This is a genomic window from Rickettsia endosymbiont of Lasioglossum villosulum (assembly GCF_964026455.1).
Classification (GTDB): domain Bacteria; phylum Pseudomonadota; class Alphaproteobacteria; order Rickettsiales; family Rickettsiaceae; genus Rickettsia.
This window is the reverse complement of the sequence record NZ_OZ032152.1, coordinates 1-18,133: the sequence shown is the minus strand read 5'-3', so window position 1 is coordinate 18,133 and position 18,133 is coordinate 1. Positions and strand designations below refer to the sequence as shown.

Below are 18,133 nucleotides of genomic sequence, written 5' to 3'. Positions count from 1 at the left end.
AACTGGAAAACTGATTCACTCAACAAAGCCGCCACAGCATGACGAGAGAAAAAACGATTCACGCAGGCTATTATAAAATCTTAATTATGCACTAGCGATTTCTGTAACGTTTACTATTTTATGATCACGCTTAGTTAAAAACTCTACTCTTCCTGATGTTAAAGCAAAAATAGTATGATCCTTACCAATCCCAACATTTACTCCAGGGTGGATTTTTGTACCACGTTGTCTAACTATAATATTGCCAGGTATTACATATTGCCCATCAGCTTTTTTAACGCCAAGTCTTCGACCGGCTGAATCTCTTCCGTTCCTAGAACTACCACCAGCTTTTTTGGTTGCCATCTTATGATTCCTTTATTATTAACTTTTACAAAAAGTCTATTATTGTTTTGTAATATCTAATATTTTCAGCTCTGTCAATTCTTGACGATGACCGGCTTTACGACGATAATTTTTTCTACGTTTTTTCTTAAAAACTATAATTTTATTATCTCTAAGCTGGTTAGTAATTTCAGCTGTAACAACAGCTCCTTTTACTAATGGAGTACCGATAAAAGAAGGCTTTGAATATTCACCCATCATTAAAACCTGATTAAGCTGAATTTTAGAGCCAAGCTCACCTTCAATTTTTTCGACTTTAATAACGCTGTTTTGGTCTACTTTATATTGTTTTCCACCTGCTTTTATAACTGCGAACATGAAAAATATCTCTTTAAAAATTTATAAATATTTGTCGTATCATATTATTATATTGGCAATTAGTCAATGATAATTTGAAAGAGATCATCAGTATTTTTAACTTGAAAGGCATTGTGGTGCGGAATGAAAAATTGTCATTGCGAGGAGATGCGAAGCATCGACGCGGCAATCTCAGGAATCCTATTTCTTGAGATTGCCACGCTTCTTTCAGTCGCGTAGCTCATGACTACTGCCACCAATTTTTCAAATTAAACGAGTATACCCTCTATCTTTGCAGCTAAAATAAAATCGCTTTCAGTAAGACCATCAATTTTATGAGTCCATATTTCTACACTGCATGCTCCCCAAGATATAGTTAAATCTGGGTGATGTACTTCCTGCTCAGCAATTTCAGCTATTTTATTAGCAAATTCTATAGGTTGCATAAAATCAGGAAACTTATACTTTTTGTATAGATGTCCTGACTTATTCACTATCCATCCATTTTGTAATTCAGATAGTAATTTATCGATTTCTTTTTTCTCAAGAGGTGGAACACCTCCCTCGCATGGAATACATTTTTTATCACTTAGTGAACATGTTATTGTCATAATAAACCTCTTTTTTAATTATTATTGTTTTATCTTTTTCCAGTCTAGATTATTTAGCATATCAAATAGCTGTTGAAAACTTTTAATTACAAAATATGTTTTCTGGAAAGAATCTGTTTCATACTCTGTTTTTATCACCTTATTTAAATCAAACTCCAAACGCATAGGAATTTCTGATTCTAAAGAGTAAATAGATTCACCTTTAGAGGAAATAATACCAGCTCCGTATATTCGCAAGTTATCATTTGACTGGATGAGTCCGAATTCAACCGTAAACCAGTATAGAGCTGAGGCGAATTTAAGCATACCCGCTTCAATGGCTTCTAAACCTTTTAGCCCAATTTGCTGCATAAAGTCAGCAAATACGGGATTTACAAGTAACGGCACATGACCGAAAACGTCATGGAATATATCGGGTTCTTCCAAATAATCAAGCTGATGAGGCTGACGAATAAAGCAGGTAGAAGGAAATTTACGCTGTGCTAGAAATTTAAAAAATAAATCTTCAGGTATAAAGCCTTTTACCGGTATTATAGAAAAATTGGTTTCTTTCATTAATATTCTATTAAGCTCCGAAAATTTAGGAATTCGATCATTACAAATTTTTAGTTTTTCTATTCCTTCTACTATTTCGTTTGTAGCTCTGTTTTTTAATAATTCGGTATGTCTGTTAAATAATGTTTTCCAAATTTCATGATCTATTTCAGTAAATTTTTCCCATTGCTCAGAACACACCATTGGGTGGTCTAATAAAGATGACATAGTTTCCTCGTAAGAATAATATTGTTTGATTTAATTTATTCTCTTTTGTAAGTATTAAAACGTCATAATTGTCATCCCGTGGCAGTATTGCCCGCGTGGATGTCAAGTCGTCATTGCGAGCGGTCATAGACCGCGTGGCAATCTCATTAAGCATCCTGAGATTGCTTCGTCGCTATGTTCCTCGCAATGACGTTTTTTAGTACTTAAAAGAGAATTTAGTTAATTGGTAATAATTTAGAATTCGATATTAATATCGATAATAAGAAACTTTAGTGTAGTAATATGAGAATGGGGTGGTGAAAGATATTAAATTAGCCGCAACACAACTAAATGTGAGGGATGGAATTTTTATAAGCTGGCTAATTGGTGAGATAGACATTGTTTAAACCTGTTTGTTAAATTACATAATCGAGATATTTTTAAATTTTGATAATAGTAATACATGATTTACTCCTTAATTAATCATAAATTAATTATAACATACTTAACATAAAGCTTCAATAGGTTTTATCAATTAACACAAATACAATCGCATATTGTGTTACTGCGGCGAAGATTGCAGCAGCTAGATCATCAACCATAACCCCAAGGCTACCTTTAATATTTTTATCAAGCCAATTAATAGGCCAAGGCTTTAATATATCAAAAAGACGAAATAGAGAGAAAGGTAATATAAAAAGTAATATTATACTAACTTTTAAAGTACTTAAATGTTTTATCACGTTTGATTCGTTAACAAAAACTGCTGAGAAAAATACTAAAATAACAGTTAATAACTGCCCTACTACCTCGTCGATTACTACCTCTTTTGGGTCTTTGGAATCCGTATAGTTTAAGTATATTTTAGTAAAATATGTACCAAGTATTAGGAGTAATAGACATATAACAGAGGCTATAATGACCACGCTGACAAGCTGAGCTTCATTAAGCGTAAGATTTGCAAAAGGAATAATTATTTTATTATCAACAACAAAATACATTATAGCGTAACATAAAGGAAAAGCAGCAAGAGAGCCGAAAGTACCAGGGCAATATTTTATTTTTCCGATATAAAAGAAAGTAACAAAGAATTCTGAGAATTGTTTTTTGGTAAACATTTTTGCTCTGGATTAGATTTATAATATATAATATAATAAAATTTTAACTTATATAGCAAGAAATACTATGGGAATGAGCTTCAGCCATTTATTAATAGTTCTATTAATTATTTTTGTATTATTTGGTGCTGGTAAATTACCACAAGTTATGTCCGACCTTGCCAAAGGTTTAAAAGCTTTCAAAGACGGCATGAAAGAGGATGACAGCACTAAAAAAGATTAGATGTTGCAATTAAATATAGAATTTGATATGACAAATTTATCTATTACTATACCTGATGATATAGCTAAAGCAAGTAATGAAGTTGCTAAAAAACTAGGGCTATCTAGAACAGCTTTTATCCGTCAAGCAATTATACATGAACTTGATAATCTTCAATCTAAATTTGAGCAGGAAGGTATTATAAAGAGTTTTAATGCAATGAAAAAATCCCCTCAATATTTAGAAGAAGCGGAAGAAATAATGAATGGCTTAAACTCTGAATTATTAGAGGAAGAAAGTTAAATCGAAAAACGTTTTCGGTGTTATTTAGTTGCTTGACCTAGGTTGCTGTATGACTTCGGTGTCATTCCCGCGTAGGTGCAGTAGTGTCTGGAAAAAAATAAACGTTATTATTAGTTTTTTCGTCATTGCGAGAAGAATTACAAAGTAATTCGACGAAGCAATCCAGTAAAAAATGCCAAAATTAGTTATTTTTTACTATTTTTCTGGATTGCCACGCGGTCTACGACCGCTCGCAATGACGGTTTTAATAATACTCCAATTTTCTCTGGACACTACTGCACCTACGCGGGAATGACACCGAGAACACTTTTCGATCCATGCGGGCAGAACTAATCACTCCCAATTAATCAGTTTTTTTACATAATTGATTTTATAGGACCAAAAGTAATTCTCATTGCTTTTTAAGGCTTTTATATCTAGAACAAAATCTTTCTCATCATAGATGAAAATTTTAATTAACTTGAGATATGATAAAGTACCAAAGATAATAGAACGAAATAAACCCAAATAGGATTTTGGCAATTGCTTATCAATTATAAGTATAATTTTATTGCATGGCGATTTGAATAAACTACGAATTAGAGTATAATAAGCATAGGATTTATAGGGTTTCTTAGCTAAAATAAACTCTATCATTAAATCCCTATCTATGCCATTTGGATAGATTTCCCGCAATAATTCTTCGTTTTTAATAATAAAATCTAAATATGGCTCGATAAGGGCTATTCTTTTTTCTACAATATTGTTCATAACGGTTTAATCTCTTTTGAATTAATTTTGATCACCAAGAAGCAAAGCTTTTTTGGTGACCGGGGAGTTAGAAACACCGTAAGAACAACAGCTATAATAGGCTTTAGGCTTAAAGCAAATGCTATAAGCCCTGAACATACCCTATTATCCCCCCGATCAAAAAAATCGAGGATTACATTTTTACGATAAAATGATAAATCGGTTCTTAAGAGGTTTCTACACTCCAGAACAGCATTTAGCTGCCCCAAAAAGATTCTAAGCAAAACTTTAAATAAGTCAATCTGATTTTGTAAGTCTTATTTAATGTATTAGTATAATAAACTCGGTTGAATTTTGTGGATTCCGTGGTGGGGTCACAGAATGACAGGGAAAAATGACCCATGCAACAAAGTCGACTTGTCCATGGGATGACAGAAGCCAATTTCATGAGGTAGTATAAAATTCCTGAGATTGCCTCCGCCCTATGCTATGCATTTCCTCGCAATGACGAAAAAATAAGCCATGCAACAAGGCTATACCATCAATGGAATATTATCTATTTAACTTCCAGAAACAGTAGAGTAATCCCCGTTCTCTTTCCTGATAATATCATATTGTCTTTGGGCTATTGAATCGATAAAATGGATATTACCAGATAGTCCTATATAATTTTGTCTACTATTTATTCTATTTAAAAATCTACTTAAATCGAATTCATTTCCTATGAAACTGGCAGTCATACGTCCTAAATCATAGGAAAGTAGATGCATAAAACCCATATGATTGATTCCGAGAGCTTTTGCTCGCTCAGGAACATTACTGTTAAGAGTATTCAACGAGCCAGTAAAGCTAATATCAATATTTTCTGGATAATCTACATCAATGCGGTTATCACCAATTAATATAGCTTTTTTATCTAAATTATATTTATTAATACTACCAGCAAGTAGGCTTAAATTTTTTGGATCATCCGATATATAAATAATAGGCTTTGTTGTATCGCTGCGTTCATTTATAATATCGGTATTATCCGAAACATTTTTTACAGCCTTTGCAATAGATTCAGGATTATCTTCATAAAATTCAGTAAGTGCTAAGGTGGCATTTTTCTGAATCAAAATATTTTGCATAACTTGGCTAACAGTTTGAGAGTGTTTGCCTGTAGGCAGTAATGCCATAAAATCCTTATGACTACTTCCATAATAATTAACGATCCGGATTAGCTGCTTTAAAGGTGCATGACCAAATACGAATAATTTATCATCTGCAAGAGCAGGGTTATTTGACATAGTTATTATAACAATATTATTGGCTTTGGCTTTTTCGGCTATTAAAGAAGTAAAGTTAGAATATAAAGGACCTAGAATAATTTTAGTTTTGCGTGCTACTATTTTATCCATAGCAGCTAATACATTTTTCTCATCTGAACCATCATATGACGTAACATGGATATAAGATTTTACTCCATCATTAAGACCCATTTTAATCAAATCTTTATATTGCTTACCAACAATACCATCAGGACCTTGGTTAGGCATTAAAATTGCAATCTCAATTTCTTTTTGTGCTTTTTTTATAGGTACAATAGTTTCTTCTTTGGAAGTTTGACAGGATGATAGATATAAGGAACAAAAAAACATTAAAATGATTTTTGCAAAGTTTCGTGTTATACTAGCCATAATATTACTACAAAATTAAAAAATTATGTTTTTAAAAGCGGGATTATATATTGTTTCGACACCGATTGGCAATTTTGAAGATATCACACTTCGTGCTATATCAACCCTAAAAAACTCGGATATTATCTTATGCGAGGATACTAGAATATCACAAAAATTGCTAGCAAAACATGACATTCGTACTAAATTACAAGTTTATAATGATCATAGTGACGAGAAAGACAGAGAAAATATTATAAATCTAATAAAAGCAAATAAGATAGTAAGTTTAATTTCTGATGCCGGCACTCCTTTAATTTCTGACCCTGGATATAAATTAGTACGAGATTTAAGATCCCTAAATTTCCACATAGATATAGTGCCTGGTGTCTCTTCACCAATCACAGCATTAACATTATCTGCCTTACCTACTGATCGCTTTCTATTTTGCGGATTCTTACCTAAAACTATCGAAAGCAAGAAAAAGCTCTTTACTGAATTTGCAAACATTCGTGCTACGCTAATTTTCTTTGAGGCTGCACCCCGCTTAATAAATACTTTATTAATAGCTAAGGAAATACTCGGAAATCGTGAAATATGTGTAGCACGTGAGCTTACTAAGCTTTATCAAGAAATTAAAACTGCAAATATTGATGAAGTAATAGCATTTTATCAAAATAATACTCTAAAAGGCGAGATAGTATTACTAATTTCAGGGATTTTACAAGAACAAGAAGAAAAGCTGGAGCTTGATTTAATAGGATTTATAGAATCATGTTTAAGTAAAGATTTAAGTGCTAAAACTACTACTGACCTTGCTTATGAAAAATTTAAAAATACATATAGCAAAAAAGAAATATACAGATTGGTAAATAAGCAAAAGATCTAACATAAATTTACTAATGCTAAAGAACAGCTAACAGATATAGTAAAAAAGGTAGAGCTGAAAAAAGCTGCTGAAATCGCAAAGAAAATGCTAATTGAGGGTATAGATCTAAGCATAATTTTAAAAGTAACGGATTTATCTACAAAAGAAATTGAAGAGCTAAAAGAAGAAGTCGAAAAGCTGAAATTAGAGATAAGAAAATGAATGGTCGTTATGTTAAATGTAACGACCATTTAGTAACTATTATTAACTACAGCTACAACTTTTTTTAGGTTTGTTGTTTTCTGCTGATTGTTCAAGTTTTTTACCCACAGCTTGCATATCCTGCCCTGCTCCCTGCATTGTGTTACAAGCACTAGTTAAGAAAGCTACAGAGACTAATATAGAAGTTAGAATTATTGAACGCATATTTTACCTTTATCAAATTGAATCTAGATTTTATGAAGCAAATAAAAACTTGTCAATTTAAAATATAGGAAAAAGCATTATATTATTTACTTTTTGTACAATATCTCATTACTAATATACCGAACAACGCAGAAAGTAGTGAGCCGATAATTACCGCTACTCTCATAGAGTTTGAAGGGCAACCGCTTTCAAACGTAATACCGCCTATAAATAAGCTTAAAGTAAAACCGATTCCTCCAAGAATTGCTATAGAATAAAATTTTAACCATGAAGTATTACTTGGTAGGCTACAAAAATTAAACTTTACGCATGGATAGGAAAATAGCATAACCCCAAGTTGTTTACCTATAAATAAACCTAATATTACTCCAAAAGTTAAACTAGAGCAAACACTTCCAAAAGAGAAATCTTTTAGAAGAACTCCAGAATTCATAAATACAAATAAAGGTAAAATAAAATAATTTATAAAAGGCTGTATTAACTTTTCAAGCTTATGAAAAGAACTATTAATTTCCCCTTTAATATTAACTGGTATAAAAAGTGCTATTATAGCTCCACATAAAGTTCCGTGAATACCTGCCTCAACCATACTTATCCATAAAAACATACCAATAATTGTATAATATAATAGATGCTTTACTTGCTTGTAGTTTAAGATAAATAAGATGATTATGATTACAAAAGAAATAAATAAAGCCAGTATATTTATTGCTTTAGTATAAAATAAAGCGATAATAATTAAGGCAACAGCATCATCAATTAATGAGAAACCAATAATAAAAGCACGTAATTCTAAAGAAATATATCGTCTAAAAAAAGATAAAATACCAAGAACAAAAGCAGTATCTGTTGCTATTGGAATTGCCCATCCTTTTATCAATTCAGGTTTATTATAATTGAAAAACACATATATTAACGCAGGAACTACTACACCTCCAAGTGCTGCCGCCATAGGTAATACTAATTTTCTTTTATTTTTGTATTCACCTTCTACTAAATGAAATTTCATTTCTAAACCTATTAATAGGAAGAAGAAAGTCATAAGAACATCATTAACTAACTCTATAAAAGTCGTTTCTAAACTTATATTTCCTATTGTTAAGGCGATTTTGCTGTAAATAAGAAAAATATAATGACCTCTTAGACTAGTATTACTGACGGTAATTGCTGAAGCGAATGCAATAATTAATATTATGCCAACGAAAGTTCCTGATTTAATTAATTCTTTTAGTTTATTATCTATACTCATGCTATTTAATATTATATCGAGATTATTAATATAAATTATTGAAACTTTTTAATAGTAATTTATTCTTATAAATAGGATAAAAGTTGTTTTTATGCTTAAGTAACATTATAGTCTTGTACGAATATATATAGGAATATATAATTATTAATTAAGATATTTTAGTATTAAATTTTATGCTAGCAGAACAACAAACTGAGTGGATTATCAGTAACAACCTAGTAAATAAAGGTTGGCATATAGATAATGATGTTAAAAAAAATGTTTATTTTCAAAAGCCTAAATTAAAAACAGAACAAACTAAGTTAAAAGGAAAGCGACCAGATTATATTTTATATGAAAGTAACACTGATAGACCTATCGCAATAATAGAAGCAAAGAAAGCAGGTAAGGGTTTAACTCAAGCTTTAGAGCAAGCAGCAGAATATGCAAAATTGCTTGATATCCCTGTAGTATTCGCAATGAACGGAGCTTATTGTGAAGCTCGTTTTGTCGCTAACAATAAAGAGCTTATATTAAACGGCGATGAAGTAAAAGAATTACTGCGTGAAAAAGAATTATTAGCTTTTATAGACGTAAATAGCCACGAAGCTTGGACTATACCTAAAGAGGTCAAAGTCTCACGTGAGGAGTTAATATCCGTATTTAAAAACTTAAATAACCTTTTAAGAAGCGAGGGGCTTCGAGCAGGGATAGAAAGATTTAGCGAATTTGCAAATATATTATTCTTGAAATTACTAAGTGAGAATAATGAAAAATCTTGGTGGAATAGCATCAAGGCTCAATCAGATGACGATATTATCGGTTACATTAACGGACATGTTATAGAACAAATTAAGAATAAATATGGTGGCGATGTTTTTACCCCTATTTCTCTAAGTAATTCTAGTACTCTACGCCATATTATCAACATAATTGATCCTCTTATTTTATCTTCAACAAATATAAAAGATAATGCGTTTGAGTATTTTTTAGAAAAAACTAGATCAACCTGTGATTATTTGGGTGAATATTTCACTCCTAAAAATATAATAAAGCTTACGATCAATTATGTAGACCCTAAATTTGGTGAAACAGTATATGATCCTTTTTGTGGCAGTGGAGGGTTTTTAACAGAAGCTTTTAAATATATCAAAGAAAATAATATATTGTCAAAAGCAAGATTACAAGCCGTTATTCTACTACCATATTTTTTACCTTATACAAGAGTAAAACCTTCCATACTTTATTTCACTGACGCACATAAACCTAATTACCAAAGATACTATTGGTTTTATGAAAAAAAAATACTAGTACCACCTCAAACAACAAAAAAAAGAAAAAATAATTCTTCCAATTTCAAAAAAGTCGTTGAAAATTCAAAAATTGATATGTTTGAATTTAGTTTTGAGAGGATAGACTTAAAAGAAGTAAAGAATAATAATTATAATTTAGTTGGCTCTGCATATAGAGATACTAAAAATATTATTCCTACTAACCAAAAAGATTGTTATAGAAAAAATCACACTACTTGGTAAAAAGATTTTAGCAACAACTAGATAGTCAAAAATAACTCTAATGCACACTACCTACCTAAAAAACTTAATTAGTTTTGAATCTCTAACTCCCCAAAGTAACGGAGCTATTGAATATATTGACAATTTGCTTAAAGAACATGGCTTTAAGACCGAGGTGAAAATTTTTGGTGAGACCGAGCAAGTTACTAATCTTTATGCTGTTTATGGCAATAGTAAACCTAATATTTGCTTTGTTGGGCATGTTGATGTAGTTCCTGCTGGTGATCCTAACCTTTGGTATAATTCTAATCCTTTCAAAGCTCATAAGCAGGACGGAAAAATATACGGCAGAGGGGCAGTTGATATGAAAGGGTCAATTGCATGTTTTCTAGCAGCTAGCTTAGACTTCATAAAAAATAATACCTATTTTGTAGGTTCGATTAGCTTTTTACTTACTAGCGATGAGGAAGGGAAAGCAAAGCACGGCACTAAGGAGATGCTACAATATATATATAATCAAGGACACGAAATTGATTTTGCTATTGTCGGCGAACCTACTTGTGAAAAAGAGATAGGGGATACGATTAAAATTGGCAGAAGAGGAAGTATTAATTTTAAGTTGGCTGTAAAAGGCTTAGGTGGGCATGTAGCTTATCCGCAAAAAGCAAATAATCCATTACCTTGCTTAATAAAAGTATTAAACGAGCTAACAAATATTAAGCTTGATAAAGGTACTGAATTTTTTCAAAGTTCAAACCTCGAAGTAACAAATATTGACGTTGGTAATAATACTACAAATGTGATTCCCGAAACAGCAATTGCACATTTTAATATACGTTTTAATAACTTGCATAGTGCAGAAACTCTAGCAAAACAGGTAGAAGAAATTATTAAACAACACTGCCAAAAGTATAAATTAGATTATACGCTAGAATATAATAGCTCTGCCGATAGTTTTATTCAAAATCCTAATGATAAGATAAAAGAATTTGCTACAATAGTAGAAAAAACTCTTAATATAAAACCAAATTTTTCTACAAGCGGCGGTACATCCGATGCAAGATTTGTTAAAAATTATTGCCCCTTAGTAGAATTCGGTTTATTATCAGACGCTGCACATAAAATAAACGAATATACCAAAATTAGCGATTTACAAAAATTATACGATGTGTATTATAATTTTTTAATGGAAACATTAAATGTTACTGGATCCCCGCCTATGCGGGAATGACATTAAAGTAAAATTGAACGATACAGCCAATTTTTCAAATAAAACAAGTATATGCGGATGTGATGGAACTGGTAGACATGCAAGATTTAGGTTCTTGTGCCGCAAGGCGTGGGGGTTCAAGTCCCTTCATCCGTACCACTTAAATTTTTTCTCATAAGAATAGTATTAAGGTTTTTATGCAGCAATTTAGTATTTATCAAACAAGTGATGAATTACTGCTGAAAGCAATTTTTCTTTTGATAGAGAAGTGTTATTATTCTGATCTTAAGAGCGTTGTACTTACTGTTGATACAGAGCAGCAAGAAATGCTAAATAAAAATCTTTGGACTTATTCCCGCAAACAATTTATCCCTCACGGCAGTAAAGTTGACCCGCAACCTGAAAAACAGCCTATTTACATTACTGATACACTACAAAATCCCAATAACGCTAGTGTGCTTATTATTATCTCACCGACTAACATAGAGAAAATTTTACAAGCTAAAGAGTATGTCAGCGATTTTAAAAGAATAATTATAATAACTGATTTACCGGAAGATTTAAAAAAGCTGAATTTAAAAATAAGCCAAATTACTAAACAGGAAAACACTATAGACTGTTTTACTCAAGATCAACGTGGTTCGTGGAATAAAATATGACATATTTAATTACTGATGAAGATATACAAGAAACAATATTTGTAGCTTCTAACAAAGAATTAAGCGATTCGATCATTGAGGGATTAAACACTCCTATAGAAAAATGCATCCCTATTAAGTTAACATAAAAAATATACTATCCAGCATATGATAGACTAATGCTTATGATCGTGGTGGTGAGTATAAAAGCCTAGAGATGAAAGGGCATTTGAGAAATCAGAGTTTGGAGCTATAGCATTTGGAGTTCCGGTGCAACATATATGACCATTCAAGCATATTACTTGGTCAGAATTTTTAATTACTGTAAATAAATCATGTGAAATCATGAAAACAGTAATATCTAGCTTCTTACGGATTAAACTAATAAGCTGATAAAATTCTTGCTGGCTTGTGACATCTAAAGATTGTAGTGGCTCATCTAAAATAATTAGATCTGGTTTGCTAAGCAAAGAAGATGCGAGAACTATCTTTTGAAACTGTCCGCCTGAAAGCGTAGAAATTTCTTGATCTTTTAAATGCTCCAAATCGATGAATGTGTGAATTTCTTTAATATCATTAGCAAGATTATTTGGTGCTAGTAAATCTAAGAACTTCTTTACTGTAATTGGCAAATCAGAACTTAAGTTAAATTTTTGCGGCACATAACCGATCTTTAATCTAGGATCAATTATAATCTCGCCACTTGTTGGTTTTTCAAGCCCAAGCATTAGCCTAACTATAGTAGTTTTACCTGCCCCGTTTGGTCCTATTAAAGTGGTAATATTATTTTTTTTAACAGTGAAACTAACGTTATTTATCGGTAACTTATTACCGAATTTTTTAGATACGTTATGAAATTCTATTATGGACTGCATGGACTAGTTTACTTCTGTTATCCCGTGGCTTCGATGTCATTCCCAGCAACGGCGGGAATCTAGTCAATTATCATTGTCATCCCGTGACTTGATCACGGGATCTTGTGCCATAGAATATGTCCTGAGATACCGCGGTCAAGCCGCGGTATGACAGACTTTTTTCTGGATTCCCGCCTTCGCGGGAATGACATAGAGAATTATTTACGTCGAGTAAATACCTATCAGCTCCGCCTGACCTAATAAATGCTTTTGCAAAGCTAGTACTAAATCCTGCTTGCTAGCATTTTCTTCAAGTTCAAGATAATCATTTAAAGCATATAGCTTGAAAAAATACCGATGAGGCTTACCTGCTGGTGTGCATGGACCACCATATTTCTTTTCTTTCCAACCATTATTTAAAACTTTAATATCGTCATTTACTTCTCCTTCTTGGAGCTGCGTTATAGAAGCCGGAATATTGTAGATTATCCAATGATCCCATATGCCGTACGGCGGTGCTAATTCTACCGGAGCATCTGGGTCATCCATAATTAAAACAAAAGATTTAGTATTTGAAGGGAAGCCGCTCCACTCTAAATGCGGAGAAATATTCTGACCTTTACAAGTAAATTTATCAGGAATACGCTCGTTATGCTTAAACGCCGTACTTGTTATTTCAAAAGTCATTGAAACCTCTTTTTGTTTATAACGTCATTGCGAGGAGAGGCAAAGCCTCGACGCGGCAATCTCGTAAAGTCTCCTGAGATTGCCACGCTCCTTGCAGTCGCTCGCAATGACGCTTCAATAATCAATTAACAACTTGCCATTGTCCATCAGGTTGACGGCAGGCAGTGCCATAAGCTTTTTGTTGTTTTCCGCCTACTACAACTGTTTGGGTATATTCACGGCAATATTGACCGGTATTGTTTTTATAAGCTTTGCTTGGTGTTACAGTACCATAATTACCATTATCAGGATTACGCCATTGTACACTGCTACCACTTGGTGCAGCTTCTAAAGCTCTTTGGGAGGTAAGCTCTGCAAGTTTTCTATCTTGTTCATCCATACCTGCACCAATTTGGTTACCAAGGATTGCACCAAGTAATGCACCTGCTCCTACTGCAGCAAGTCGTCCTGTACCACCGCCAAATTGAGAACCTAGTAATGCACCGGCTGTTCCACCGATTAGCGTACCACTACCTTGCTTATTCATGCCGCCCGGACCTTGGCATGCTTGCAACATTGAAGCTGCAAGTAATATAACAATAATTTTAGATATTATTTTCATATGATTTCTCATTTTAAAGTACTATATACGGTTTTTGGAATTTTGTAAAGTATAAACCTAATTCTAATTGAATTTTATATTTTCTTTGTTAAACTACTAAAAGGAATTGGAAATATTATTTATGGATATTAATAGTCGTAATTTATTAATAAAATCGGCATCTTACTTATCAGTTACTACGGCATTAATTATTCTAAGCGTAAAAATATATGCTTGGTTTGTGACTGATTCGCAATCAATACTTGCTTCTTTGATTGACTCAATGCTTGATATAACTTCTTCTTTTATAAATTTAATAGCTTTAAGATTTGCATTGCAACCACCAGATTATCATCACAGATTTGGGCATGAAAAAATGCAAGATTTAACACTTTTCTCTCAATCAATATTTTTCTTTGCATCAGCTTTTTTTGTCGGTTTTTCCTCTATCAAATCCTTGTTTGAAAAAACTAAACCAGAAAATATTAGCGATGGTACGATGATAATGTACATATGTATATTTTTAACAATTATCTTAGTGCTTTATCAAACCTATGTAATAAAAAAAACTAAATCAGATATAATTAAAGCTGATAAGCTACATTATTTTACCGATTTACTTACTAATGTTATAGTAATTATCTCTTTAAATTTAAGTGATCGTTTTTGGTTTGTTGATCCTTTATTTGGAGTGGTTATTGCATTATATATATTTCATACTTCTTATTCCTTATTTAAAAAAGCTTTTAAAAATTTAGTTGATCATGAATTACCAGAACAAGACAGACAAAAAATTATTGCAATAATTAATAAGCATCGTGGCGTGAAAGGTGTGCATGAAATGAAAACTAGATATGCCGCCCAAAAAGCTTTTATACAATGCCACTTGGAAATGGATGGCAATATGTCGCTTTATAATGCTCATGAAATTAGCGATGAAATTGCTTTTGATATATTACAAGAATTCCCTGACTCTGAAATAATAATCCATCAAGACCCTTATGGGGTGGAAGAGCATGTCAATTATCGTGAATATATTGTCAGATGAATTTTGATAATTTTTTTATGCGAGAAGCTTTAAAACAAGCAGAACTTGCTTTTAGTAAAAACGAAGTGCCGGTTGGAGCAGTTATTGTTGATAGAGAAAATCAGAAAATTATAGCTAAAAGTTATAACAACACAGAAGAAAAAAATAATGCTCTTTATCATGCTGAAATTATTGCAATTAATGAAGCATATAAAATTATATCTTCTAAAAATTTAAGCAATTACGATATATACGTTACTTTAGAGCCTTGTGCTATGTGTGCTACAGCTATCGCTCATAGCAGATTGAAACGTTTATTTTATGGTGCTTCTGATTCAAAACACGGAGCAGTTGAGAGCAATTTGAGATATTTTAACAGCAAAGCCTGCTTTCACCGACCGGAGATATATAGTGGAATTTTTGCTGAAGATTCTGCCTTATTAATGAAAGAATTTTTTAAAAAGATAAGAGACTAAGAAAACAACGTGCTACATGCGTTCAAATCAGTTTACTATTACTATATCAGTCAAAAGGTTTTACTATAACCATAATAACCGCAACAATCATGCAAATGGCAGGAATTTCATTTACTATGCGGTAAAATTTTTCTGAATGAACATTCTTGCCAATGGCAAAATCTTTTCGCCATCTTGCAAGTAAGCCATGAAATATTACTAAAATTAATACTGCAAACATCTTAACATGAAACCAAGCATCAAGGGCAGCAAATCCATAAATATAAGCATTTATTAAACCAAATATAAAGGTGCTAATCATTGCGGGATTCATGATGAATCTAAGGAGCTTTAATTCCATTATTTGGAAAGTTTTATCTGTTTCACTACCTACTTTGACCTTAGTATGATAAACATATATCCGTGGTAAATATAACAATCCTGCCATCCAGCATATCGCAGAAATTAAATGAATTGATTTAAACCATAGGTAGTAATTTGCCATTTTCTATCCTTGTTTTTATAATTTTTTATTTACTGGATTCCCGCATAGGCGGGAATGAGGTAAAGCACAAACATTTACTAAATTTATCAGGACATATTCTTTCACTATTACTACTAGCTACTAAAAAATCACCCTCTTTTTTATTAATAAATTTTAATAAAGTACTTGTCAAACTTTTAATAAAAATTTTATTTGTGCTAAGCGTCGCGATTCTATTATATTTTATTTTATACTTATCTGCAATTAACTTATATTCAATATCGAGCTCAACTAGTGTTTCTACGTGTTCAGAAACGAAAGCTATAGGCACAATTATTATATTTTTATTTTGCTTCCCTGCTATTTCTATTTCATCTTCTGTATTTGGCTTTAACCATTCTACAGGTCCTACTCTACTTTGATAAGTTACTTTATAATCTAGATCTTTTATATTTAACTCTTTAACTACTGCTTTTACTGTTTCTTCTACTTGAAAACTATATGGATCTCCTGCATCTATTATTTTTTGAGGCAAACCATGAGCTGAAAATAATATTCGAAAATTTTTATCAAATATTTTTTCTTTTATTAAAGCAGTATGAGCTTTTACAAAATTTTCTTCTACTGGATAACAACAAACAACTTTAACCGGAATATTAAAATCAAAGTTACTTAAAAAATTCTTTACCGATGAACCTGTAGTTGTTGTTGAGAATTGTGGATATAGGGGTAATAATATCACCTCTGTAGGATTATATTCTTTTATTTGCTTTATGGTTTCTTCTATTTTTGGTGAGGCATAACGCATATTTATAAAGATATTAAAATCTTCATTGGTAGCTTGTTTTAAATTTTCTGCCAATGCTAGTTTTTTTTTCTCTGTTTCTTCAAGTAAAGGCGATTTACCCCCTATTAGAGAATATATTTTTTGAGATTTCCTTTCTCTCGTTGTAGATATTAATTTAGCAATAATATAACGTAACGGGTTAGGTAGATTAATAATAGCTTTATCATAAAACAAATTAAATAAGAATGGCTTCACTGATTTAAGACTATCTGGACCACCTAGATTAAAAAGCACTATTGCTATTTTTTTTTTATTTATATTCATATTCCCTAATGCATTTTACTAAAAATTCTACATTTTCTGGCGGTGTTTCCGGTAAAATACCATGTCCTAAATTAAAAATAAAATTCTTATTTTCCATTATTGATAAAATTTTATGGATTTTTTCTTTTATTATTTTTTTATTAGTAAGCAATATTACCGGATCTAAATTACCCTGCACTATTACTTTATTACTCCACAATTTCATTTTCTCAAGCGGTATTAATGGATCAATAGCTAAAATATCTGTTGGTACTTCTTCTAAAAATTTTTCATATAAAAGCCCTGCACCTTTAGGAAAAGTAATAATAGGAATATTTGGAAAAGCTTCTTTTATATTCTTTATTATTTTCTTCGTTGGTCTTATCACAAAATCATCAAATTCTTCTTCCGGTAAAATACCAGCCCATGAATCAAAGATTTTTACTATATTTGCACCTGATTTTATTTGATTTATAAGATGATGAATTGTTTTTTCTGTAATAAACTCAAGTAATTCTTTTGCTAATTCTTCATTTTCATAAATAAATTTTTTGCTAACTCTAAAGTCTTGTTTACCTTTTCCTTCTAACATATAAGTCATTACTGTCCAAGGACTACCAGCAAAACCTATTAGAGAAGTAGATTTAGGTAATTCTTTCCTTACTTTTTTTACTATTTCATATACTTTTTCTAATTTATCACTTGAATTACTTTGTAAATATTTAAAATCTTCTTTTGATTTAAATTGCTTTAGTACTGGACCTATGTTTTCTTTAAAATCTACTTCCCAACCGAGAGCGTGCGGCAGTACAAGTATATCAGAGAAAATTATTGCTGCATCAAAACCAAAACGCTTTATTGGCTGTAGTGTTACTTTTGTTGCTTTATCTACATCATAACAAAATTCTAAAAAATTTTTTACCTCTTTTCTTACTGCCATATATTCAGGCAAATATCTACCAGCTTGTCGCATTAGCCAAATTGGTGGTTTATTATCTAATATTTTAATAGGATTGGAAATCAATGTCA

The 18,133-nt window shown here is 31.6% G+C and carries 24 protein-coding genes and 1 tRNA gene; 10 read left to right on the top strand and 15 right to left on the bottom strand.

What is annotated here, in order from left to right; genetic code table 11:
- Positions 1 to 84: 84 nt before the first annotated feature.
- The 5 genes from rpmA to AAGD49_RS00105 form a co-directional block, all read right to left on the bottom strand.
- A complete protein-coding gene (rpmA, locus tag AAGD49_RS00125; protein ID WP_011478055.1) occupies positions 85 to 345 on the bottom strand; it encodes a 50S ribosomal protein L27 in 261 nt (86 codons plus the stop codon).
- Positions 346 to 384: 39 nt separating this feature from the next.
- Positions 385 to 702 (bottom strand): 50S ribosomal protein L21, encoded by a 318-nt coding sequence (gene rplU / locus AAGD49_RS00120; protein WP_011478056.1) that lies wholly within the window; start codon positions 700 to 702, stop codon positions 385 to 387.
- Between the two features lie 248 nt (positions 703 to 950).
- Positions 951 to 1,292, bottom strand: a complete 342-nt coding sequence (locus AAGD49_RS00115; RefSeq protein ID WP_341788621.1) for a 4a-hydroxytetrahydrobiopterin dehydratase — start codon at positions 1,290 to 1,292, stop codon at positions 951 to 953.
- A gap of 21 nt (positions 1,293 to 1,313) precedes the next feature.
- Complete coding sequence (locus tag AAGD49_RS00110) at positions 1,314 to 2,054, bottom strand: phenylalanine 4-monooxygenase (RefSeq protein WP_341788620.1); 741 nt, start codon at positions 2,052 to 2,054, stop codon at positions 1,314 to 1,316.
- 497 nt (positions 2,055 to 2,551) lie between these two features.
- The gene (locus AAGD49_RS00105) at positions 2,552 to 3,151 is read right to left on the bottom strand and encodes a phosphatidylglycerophosphatase A (protein WP_341788619.1); all 600 of its coding nucleotides are present in this window, start codon (positions 3,149 to 3,151) and stop codon (positions 2,552 to 2,554) included.
- 67 nt (positions 3,152 to 3,218) lie between these two features.
- On the opposite strand from AAGD49_RS00105, the gene AAGD49_RS00100 reads away from it, so the two are divergent.
- On the top strand, positions 3,219 to 3,374 hold the full coding sequence (locus tag AAGD49_RS00100) for a Sec-independent protein translocase subunit TatA (protein WP_016947907.1): 156 nt from the start codon (positions 3,219 to 3,221) through the stop codon (positions 3,372 to 3,374).
- On the top strand, positions 3,375 to 3,656 hold the full coding sequence (locus tag AAGD49_RS00095; RefSeq protein ID WP_341788618.1) for a ribbon-helix-helix domain-containing protein: 282 nt from the start codon (positions 3,375 to 3,377) through the stop codon (positions 3,654 to 3,656).
- Positions 3,657 to 3,989: 333 nt separating this feature from the next.
- Here AAGD49_RS00095 and AAGD49_RS00090 read toward each other — a convergent pair whose 3' ends face one another.
- On the bottom strand, positions 3,990 to 4,406 hold the full coding sequence (locus AAGD49_RS00090) for a hypothetical protein (protein ID WP_341788617.1): 417 nt from the start codon (positions 4,404 to 4,406) through the stop codon (positions 3,990 to 3,992).
- Positions 4,407 to 4,945: 539 nt separating this feature from the next.
- Positions 4,946 to 6,064: a penicillin-binding protein activator gene (locus AAGD49_RS00085; RefSeq protein WP_341788616.1), complete on the bottom strand. Its 1,119-nt coding sequence runs from the start codon at positions 6,062 to 6,064 to the stop codon at positions 4,946 to 4,948.
- 25 nt (positions 6,065 to 6,089) lie between these two features.
- Between AAGD49_RS00085 and rsmI the strand changes: the two genes are divergently transcribed.
- Entirely contained in the window at positions 6,090 to 6,932 is an 843-nt protein-coding gene (rsmI, locus tag AAGD49_RS00080; protein WP_341788615.1) for a 16S rRNA (cytidine(1402)-2'-O)-methyltransferase, read from the top strand.
- A 243-nt stretch (positions 6,933 to 7,175) separates the two neighbouring features.
- Here rsmI and AAGD49_RS00075 read toward each other — a convergent pair whose 3' ends face one another.
- Positions 7,176 to 7,337: an entericidin A/B family lipoprotein gene (locus AAGD49_RS00075; protein ID WP_341788614.1), complete on the bottom strand. Its 162-nt coding sequence runs from the start codon at positions 7,335 to 7,337 to the stop codon at positions 7,176 to 7,178.
- Between the two features lie 82 nt (positions 7,338 to 7,419).
- Positions 7,420 to 8,586: a Na+/H+ antiporter NhaA gene (nhaA, locus tag AAGD49_RS00070; RefSeq protein ID WP_341788613.1), complete on the bottom strand. Its 1,167-nt coding sequence runs from the start codon at positions 8,584 to 8,586 to the stop codon at positions 7,420 to 7,422.
- A gap of 173 nt (positions 8,587 to 8,759) precedes the next feature.
- On the opposite strand from nhaA, the gene AAGD49_RS00065 reads away from it, so the two are divergent.
- The 5 genes from AAGD49_RS00065 to AAGD49_RS00045 all read left to right on the top strand — a co-directional run bounded on the left by AAGD49_RS00065 (position 8,760) and on the right by AAGD49_RS00045 (position 12,076).
- The gene (locus AAGD49_RS00065) at positions 8,760 to 10,100 is read left to right on the top strand and encodes an N-6 DNA methylase (protein ID WP_341788612.1); all 1,341 of its coding nucleotides are present in this window, start codon (positions 8,760 to 8,762) and stop codon (positions 10,098 to 10,100) included.
- A 40-nt stretch (positions 10,101 to 10,140) separates the two neighbouring features.
- Positions 10,141 to 11,310, top strand: coding sequence for a succinyl-diaminopimelate desuccinylase (gene dapE, locus AAGD49_RS00060; protein ID WP_341788611.1), 1,170 nt, complete (start codon positions 10,141 to 10,143; stop codon positions 11,308 to 11,310).
- 53 nt (positions 11,311 to 11,363) lie between these two features.
- Positions 11,364 to 11,448, top strand: a tRNA-Leu gene (locus AAGD49_RS00055).
- Between the two features lie 38 nt (positions 11,449 to 11,486).
- A complete protein-coding gene (locus AAGD49_RS00050; RefSeq protein WP_341788610.1) occupies positions 11,487 to 11,948 on the top strand; it encodes a DNA polymerase III subunit chi in 462 nt (153 codons plus the stop codon).
- Positions 11,945 to 12,076: a hypothetical protein gene (locus AAGD49_RS00045; RefSeq protein WP_012152315.1), complete on the top strand. Its 132-nt coding sequence runs from the start codon at positions 11,945 to 11,947 to the stop codon at positions 12,074 to 12,076. The genes AAGD49_RS00050 and AAGD49_RS00045 overlap by 4 nt, the downstream gene beginning before the upstream one ends.
- A 27-nt stretch (positions 12,077 to 12,103) precedes the next feature.
- Here the strand turns inward: AAGD49_RS00045 and AAGD49_RS00040 are convergent, their stop codons facing one another.
- The 3 genes from AAGD49_RS00040 to AAGD49_RS00030 all read right to left on the bottom strand — a co-directional run bounded on the left by AAGD49_RS00040 (position 12,104) and on the right by AAGD49_RS00030 (position 14,069).
- Positions 12,104 to 12,802: a metal ABC transporter ATP-binding protein gene (locus AAGD49_RS00040; RefSeq protein ID WP_341788609.1), complete on the bottom strand. Its 699-nt coding sequence runs from the start codon at positions 12,800 to 12,802 to the stop codon at positions 12,104 to 12,106.
- A 201-nt stretch (positions 12,803 to 13,003) separates the two neighbouring features.
- A complete protein-coding gene (locus AAGD49_RS00035) occupies positions 13,004 to 13,468 on the bottom strand; it encodes a YbhB/YbcL family Raf kinase inhibitor-like protein (RefSeq protein WP_341788608.1) in 465 nt (154 codons plus the stop codon).
- A gap of 121 nt (positions 13,469 to 13,589) precedes the next feature.
- Complete coding sequence (locus AAGD49_RS00030; RefSeq protein ID WP_011478074.1) at positions 13,590 to 14,069, bottom strand: RT0821/Lpp0805 family surface protein; 480 nt, start codon at positions 14,067 to 14,069, stop codon at positions 13,590 to 13,592.
- 121 nt (positions 14,070 to 14,190) lie between these two features.
- On the opposite strand from AAGD49_RS00030, the gene AAGD49_RS00025 reads away from it, so the two are divergent.
- Both AAGD49_RS00025 and AAGD49_RS00020 read left to right on the top strand, forming a co-directional pair.
- Positions 14,191 to 15,096 carry a cation diffusion facilitator family transporter gene (locus AAGD49_RS00025; RefSeq protein WP_341788607.1) on the top strand — a complete coding sequence of 302 codons (906 nt, stop codon included), beginning with the start codon at positions 14,191 to 14,193 and terminating at the stop codon, positions 15,094 to 15,096.
- Positions 15,093 to 15,551 carry a nucleoside deaminase gene (locus AAGD49_RS00020; protein ID WP_341788606.1) on the top strand — a complete coding sequence of 153 codons (459 nt, stop codon included), beginning with the start codon at positions 15,093 to 15,095 and terminating at the stop codon, positions 15,549 to 15,551. The genes AAGD49_RS00025 and AAGD49_RS00020 overlap by 4 nt, the downstream gene beginning before the upstream one ends.
- A gap of 46 nt (positions 15,552 to 15,597) precedes the next feature.
- Here the strand turns inward: AAGD49_RS00020 and hemJ are convergent, their stop codons facing one another.
- Genes hemJ through hemE form a run of 3 tightly spaced genes read right to left on the bottom strand, consistent with a single transcriptional unit; the run spans position 15,598 to position 18,077 of the window.
- Entirely contained in the window at positions 15,598 to 16,035 is a 438-nt protein-coding gene (gene hemJ / locus AAGD49_RS00015; protein ID WP_341788605.1) for a protoporphyrinogen oxidase HemJ, read from the bottom strand.
- 25 nt (positions 16,036 to 16,060) lie between these two features.
- On the bottom strand, positions 16,061 to 17,125 hold the full coding sequence (hemH, locus tag AAGD49_RS00010; protein WP_341788604.1) for a ferrochelatase: 1,065 nt from the start codon (positions 17,123 to 17,125) through the stop codon (positions 16,061 to 16,063).
- On the bottom strand, positions 17,112 to 18,077 hold the full coding sequence (gene hemE, locus AAGD49_RS00005; RefSeq protein WP_410525922.1) for a uroporphyrinogen decarboxylase: 966 nt from the start codon (positions 18,075 to 18,077) through the stop codon (positions 17,112 to 17,114). Before hemE ends, hemH begins: the two co-directional genes overlap by 14 nt.
- Between the last annotated feature and the right edge of the window lie 56 nt (positions 18,078 to 18,133).